The sequence below is a fragment of the Halobacillus sp. B29 genome, assembly GCF_052246755.1.
GTDB classification, from domain to species: Bacteria; Bacillota; Bacilli; order Bacillales; family Halobacillaceae; genus Halobacillus; species Halobacillus halophilus.
On sequence record NZ_JBQQCM010000024.1, the window covers coordinates 21,084 to 27,083 of the forward strand.

Below are 6,000 nucleotides of genomic sequence, written 5' to 3' on the forward strand. Positions count from 1 at the left end.
AGCTTTTTTGAAATGTTATTTTTCCCCCATATGCATTTCTTTGAAGTTTGCACTAGGTGCCGCTCCATTTGTGCCATGCATTTTCGTGTACATCATTTTAATTTCCTGGGTTGTCATTTCCGGATGCATCTCTTTCATCAGATTTTTCGCCTGTCCAAAATTGATGACAGCACTTGAGTCCAGCATATGTTGATGCATGTCTTCCATTTCCATCATTTCACCGCTTTTTTCATGCGGCATCTCCATCTGTCCGCTTTGAGCGCTGACGACTGTCACGCCTCCAGCAGCGACCAATCCGATTGATAATGCTCCAATAATAAACTTTTTCATTTTCCTCAGCTCCTTTTTGGTAATAAATTTAATATAAATTTAAAATATCAAGAATCTATGGAGAATTTATCGAGATCCGTTGACGAAACAATGAATTACTACATCTTTTCCTTAATCATATTCACTCAACTGAGTTATTAAGTAGGTAGTGCAAGGGGGAATGTTTTTTTAGGTCTCTCAAACAAGAATATAAAAAAAGTCTATTTTTATAAGCCTTATGTAAAGAGGGAACATGAGGCTGCTAAGCCACAATATATAGGATAATATCTTTTTTTATTCAAAATTTCCCTTTCTATACGACAGAATATTCCAGTATACTTGGTATAGAAGTGAGGGATAAATATGCAGCTAAAATCAATAATAAAATGTCTTATATTGCTATTGTTATTGGTTACTTTCCTGCAGGGATGTGACAAAAATACCAAAAATGAAACCGCTGCCATTACGAGTGTGAAGGAAGATTCTCACGTCCAAGCGTTACATGAAGGTGAACCAGGTTGGAAGATCGACACATCTCCTATCACGTTTGATTGGTATGTAAACTTTTCCTGGTTTGAGACAGACTGGGGCAACAATGTGGTTTCTGATTATATCACCGATAAAACAGGTGTGAGGGTTAATTTTATCACTCCCACTGGTAATGAAAATGAAAAGATGAATACGATGATCGCTTCTGGTTCTCTTCCTGACTTTATCACGATCGGCTGGTGGGAGGATGGAGCGAAAAAAATGATAGATCAAGAGCTTGTGCTGCCATTAGATGAGCTTGCAGAAGAATACGATCCATACTTTTATAAAGTGACGGATGATTCGAAGCTGGAATGGTATAGACAAGAAGACGGGCACGTGTACGGATACCCGAATGCTTCATCTTCACCAGAGGATTTTGAAAGATACAAAGATTTAAAGCCTTCTAATCAAACGTTTTTAGTAAGAAAGGATATGTACGAGGCGTTAGGCAGGCCTGATATGAGAACACCTGAAGGTTTCCTGAATGCACTAAAGGAAGCAAAAGAACAATTTCCAGAAGTAAATGGGAAGCCACTTATTCCACTTGGGCTCCACGAGTTTACACCTGTTGGTAATGATTCATTGGAAGATTACCTTCAAAACTTCTTAGCTATTCCTATGAAGGAAGATGGGAAAGTGTATGACCGGATTACGGATCCGGAATATATCAAGTGGTTGAAGACATTCCGAGAGGCAAATGAGATGGGACTTCTTGCAAAAGATATATTTATAGATAAGCGGGCTCAAATGGAAGAAAAAATTGCCGAGGGTAGATATTTTGCTATGCTTTATCAACGTAGTGATATGGCAGCGCAGCAACAGGCCCTTTATGCAAAGGATCCTGACTCTGTTTACATCGCAGTGGATGGACCAGCTAATTTGAATCTAGAGGCTCCTACATTACCTGCGGACGGAATATCTGGCTGGACAATTACACTTATTTCAAAGGACGTAAAGGACCCGGAGAGAGCCATTCGTTTCTTAAGCTATCTCGTAAGCGAGGAAGGTCAGAAGGATACATTCTTAGGGAAGAGAGGCATAACCTGGGAAACGAGAGATGGAAAAGAACAGTTTCTACCAGAAGTGCTTAGTCTACTAAAATCAGATAGGATGACGTTTGACCAAAAATACGGAGCTGCTAGTACGTATTGGATGTTAGTGGATACAAACAAAACATTGGAATGGGCACCATTACCTGCTCCTCCATTAAAACAGTTAGCGGATTGGACGAAAGGGAAGACGGTTAATCTCAGTGAATTTGAGGGGATCGATCCAACTGGCACCACTAAAGAAGGAATTGCTGCCAACAAGATTGCTGAGGAGTGGGGAAGAACGCTGCCGATGCTATTGTTAGCTGAATCAGAAGAAGAGTTTGATCGTTTGTTCCATTCTTTTTTACAAAAGCGGGAAAACTATAATTTTACTATAGTTAGAGAATACAGACAAAACAGTTACGAAGAGAATAAAAGGAAGCTTAACGATTAGATATATAGTACGAAGGAAGTGTCCATGTATGGAAAACAACGAGGAGGTGGGATGCCATGTCGCCAAGGTGGACAAGAAACTTTAACAAAACAAAGTTATATATTAGTGAAATGTCCCTCCAAAAAAAGTTGGTTTTTCTATATGTGGTCATTATATTAGTTCCAGTGCTTATATTTACATGGAATATATCAAAAAACCGATTCGAAACATCTATTAACGATGCTATTAGAGACAGTGAATATGTATTGGAATTAGAGAAAGCAAATATTGAAAAAAATATGGAAAGTATTCGCCGGACAGCACAAATTGTTATCGCAAATCAGGAGTTCACTGAATTTATTAGTCAAGAGGACTATGAAGTAAAAGAACTGATCGATTTTAAAATGAATACGCTATCGGATATTTTACAGTTAAAATATAATAATCCAACAATCGAGGATATACATTTTTTCTCTGCTAATACCAATACAAATGAAATGTGGCCTTTGGTATATGATGAGCGGAGGATTAAGAATGCCAGCTGGTATCAAGATGTCTTAACTTTAAACGGTACAGAAATGTGGAGGTTCCATCAACAAGGCCCGTTTAGAGAGAATCTATATGCAAGTAATGTAGGAGCTAAGAAGATTTCCTTATACCGAGAGATTGAGTATCCAAAGGAGGAGCACCTAGGTATTATTGAGATCAATATGCTCCTCGAGAACTTCTTTCCTAAAATGTTTGGCGATGTGGAAGAGAGCGAATCTCAAATGTTAGTGATTGATCAGACAAAAACCATTCATTTCGATCATAGCAACCCGTTGTTAAAAGAACTAGACATGACTCCAGAAAGGATGAAAAATTACTTTCTTCAAAAAGATTCAGGTCAGCCTAATCAAACGATGTTGTTCTTAGACAGGGAGAAACCGTTCCTGGTCGTATCCTCTTCCGTAGAGGATATAGGGGTTAACTTGGTAAATTTAGTTCCTTTGGAATCCATATTTATGGAGAAAAATAGACTCAGAATGTTTATTTTTCTTGGAGCCTTCTCGTTAATTGTTCTTCTTTCCTTTATTACCTACGTTATCATCTCTTTTATACTTAGAAAGCTGCACCTCCTAATCGAATCGATGAAGCGGGTGGAACATGGGGATTTCACCGTTGATGTAGATATCCAGGGAAACGATGAAATTGGCAGACTATCCAGTCATTTTCGGAATATGTTGAGTAAAATTAATAAATTGATAGCGGATTCTGTCAATAAAGAAGCAGCCACTAAGGAAGCGGAGCTCAATGCACTGAAAACACAAATTGATGCTCATTTTCTATATAACACCTTAGAGAATATCAAAATGATGGCTGAGATTGATGGGAAATATGATATATCAGACGCGTTAACCTCTTTAGGGGAAATGATGCGTTACAATCTAAGGTGGAAAAAAGACTTTGTCTCTCTACAGGAAGAGGTAAGTCATATAAGGAACTACATTGAGATTATGAACATTCGGTTAGATCAGCGTTTAGAATTACATGTAGATATTCCTTCTCATTTGGAAAATCAAAAAGTTCTGAAGATGTCGTTTCAACCTATCGTTGAGAATGCTGTGAAACATGGATTGCAACATGTCTTACACGAGAAGAAAGGAATCATATCGATAAAAGTATTCTCTAATGATAATGATGTAACGGTAGTAATCGAAGATAATGGGGTAGGCATGGATACCTTCATGCTACAAAAGTTGAAAAGTTCATTACAAGAAGGAACAGACCTGGCGGAGACATCTAATCGAATGAAGAATGGCAGCGGGATTGGTCTATACAATGTACAGGAGCGGATTCAATTATACTTTGGACATGATTATGGATTAACCATAGAAAGTAAAAAAGGTCATTATACCAAGGTGATGGTTACCATACCTTGTCTACTTCTTGAAGGAGGTGGAGATCTATCGGCATGATAAAGATATTAGTAGTAGACGATGAACGTATGATCCGTTTAGGAATTAAAGCGATGCTGGAAAGAAAGTTTGCAGAATGTGACATACAAGTCGCATCAGATGGTATAGAAGCACTTGATATATGTAAAGCGAATGAAGTGGATATCGTTATAACGGATATAAAAATGCCGCGTATGGATGGCATTCAACTCATTGAACATTTGCAGGACATGGAATCAAAGCCTCTTATTATTATATTAAGTGGATACGATGATTTTACTTATACAAAGCAAGCAATTAAATTTCAAGTAATGGATTACTTGCTTAAGCCAGTTGTTCGTAATGAATTGTTTAACGTTATAACTAGTGCAAAAGATAAGCTGGACGAAAGAACCGCCTTGCAGAATGAAAAGCATGAGTATTTAACCAATCAATTGAATTATATGTTACTCAATCCAACAATAAATGAAGAAAGGGTAGAAGAAATCGTTCAGAATCTTCAACTACATCCGTATTCAGACGGTTTTTATGCGGGGATTTTCCACTTCAAAGGTAAAAAAAGAACACTTGTCAAAAATGAGCTTTTTCATCTTATCAGGAAGCAGATCCGCCATGTTGACGATCATTCCTTATGCTTCATTGACATGAACGGAAATCTTGTTGTGTTTACAGAAAATATAGAAGGAATATATCTTGCTGCAAAGGACGATTCAGAGGCAGCAAGTCATTTATGTGTGGCTATTAGTCAGAAGGAAAGCCTCATGGGGAAATTAAAAGAAGCATATAAACAAGCAAATGAAGCCTTAGCTTATACATTTTTATTCCCTAATCAATTGATTTTTACTTATGAACAAGTGAAGGCAAAAAAAGAGAGTTCTATTCGTAAGGAAGAACAAGTTCTCCAGAGAATTTTTAATATGTTGGGGACAGATCGCCAAAACGAAATTCGATCTTCTATTCTGGAGTTATTCAATATCGAAGCATTAAAGAATTATACAATAGCCTACATGGAAGCTCTAAGTAAAGCTATTAATAGAATTCTATTTGATCAAGTTTTTAACCAGATTGGGATAGAATCCATTGAGATACTTAAGCTGTACGACAAGGTTGGAGACATGTCCAATTTTGACAACATCTATGACTATTTTCATGCGGTTGAAGAATTAACCATGCATCTCCATAAATATTTGAAGGATATGAAAACTGTTTACACTGGTGATAACGTTATGGAGAAAGCAATCGCTTTTATTCACCAGAATGCCCATAAAGATTTAAATATGGCCGTTGTCTCCAACCATATTTCCTTGAACTACACGTATTTCAGTCATTTATTCAAAGAATATACAGGGGAGAATTTTGTAGATTATATAAAAAAGGTTCGTATCCAGAAGGCTAAAGATTTATTGACTAATAGGGACAATAAAATTTTTGAGGTCAGTGAAGCAGTTGGTTTTAGTAATTCGAAACAATTTTCCAGAGTGTTTCGAGATATTGAGGGGATTTCTCCGAAGGAATACCGGGAAAAATTATATATGTAAAAAACGCTTGTGTATATTACACAAGCGTTTTTTTGAGGGGTTCTATTTTTAAAATACAGAAAATGAATCGCATGATCTTAAATTTTATCATTCTTCGGCAGAAGACTCCCTCTTCAAGCGCCGTGTCGAAGACCGGTGGAAAGGGGGAGATGAATGCCGTCGCCGTAAGGCGAATGCCTTTGAATATTCTCCCTTCCGTGATATCCTAAAGTAAGAACGTA

Annotated in this window: 4 protein-coding genes; 3 read left to right on the plus strand and 1 reads right to left on the minus strand. The window is 37.3% G+C overall.

Features of this window, described 5'->3' with window-relative positions:
* Positions 1 to 15: 15 nt before the first annotated feature.
* Positions 16 to 330 (minus strand): hypothetical protein, encoded by a 315-nt coding sequence (locus tag ACTWP7_RS19985; RefSeq protein ID WP_443124685.1) that lies wholly within the window; start codon positions 328 to 330, stop codon positions 16 to 18.
* 342 nt (positions 331 to 672) lie between these two features.
* On the opposite strand from ACTWP7_RS19985, the gene ACTWP7_RS19990 reads away from it, so the two are divergent.
* Genes ACTWP7_RS19990 through ACTWP7_RS20000 form a run of 3 tightly spaced genes read left to right on the plus strand, consistent with a single transcriptional unit; the run spans position 673 to position 5,779 of the window.
* Complete coding sequence (locus tag ACTWP7_RS19990; RefSeq protein ID WP_443124686.1) at positions 673 to 2,325, plus strand: extracellular solute-binding protein; 1,653 nt, start codon at positions 673 to 675, stop codon at positions 2,323 to 2,325.
* 56 nt (positions 2,326 to 2,381) lie between these two features.
* The gene (locus ACTWP7_RS19995; RefSeq protein ID WP_443124687.1) at positions 2,382 to 4,262 is read left to right on the plus strand and encodes a sensor histidine kinase; all 1,881 of its coding nucleotides are present in this window, start codon (positions 2,382 to 2,384) and stop codon (positions 4,260 to 4,262) included.
* Positions 4,259 to 5,779: a response regulator transcription factor gene (locus ACTWP7_RS20000; protein ID WP_443124688.1), complete on the plus strand. Its 1,521-nt coding sequence runs from the start codon at positions 4,259 to 4,261 to the stop codon at positions 5,777 to 5,779. Before ACTWP7_RS19995 ends, ACTWP7_RS20000 begins: the two co-directional genes overlap by 4 nt.
* The last annotated feature ends 221 nt before the right edge of the window (positions 5,780 to 6,000 follow it).

Bases quoted from the DNA above. Each gene is read 5' to 3' on its own strand.
- ACTWP7_RS19985 (WP_443124685.1), bottom strand. From the start codon at position 330: ATGAAAAAGTTTATTATTGGAGCATTATCAATCGGATTGGTCGCTGCT.
- ACTWP7_RS19990 (WP_443124686.1), top strand. From the start codon at position 673: ATGCAGCTAAAATCAATAATAAAATGTCTTATATTGCTATTGTTATTG.
- ACTWP7_RS19995 (WP_443124687.1), top strand. From the start codon at position 2,382: ATGTCGCCAAGGTGGACAAGAAACTTTAACAAAACAAAGTTATATATT.
- ACTWP7_RS20000 (WP_443124688.1), top strand. From the start codon at position 4,259: ATGATAAAGATATTAGTAGTAGACGATGAACGTATGATCCGTTTAGGA.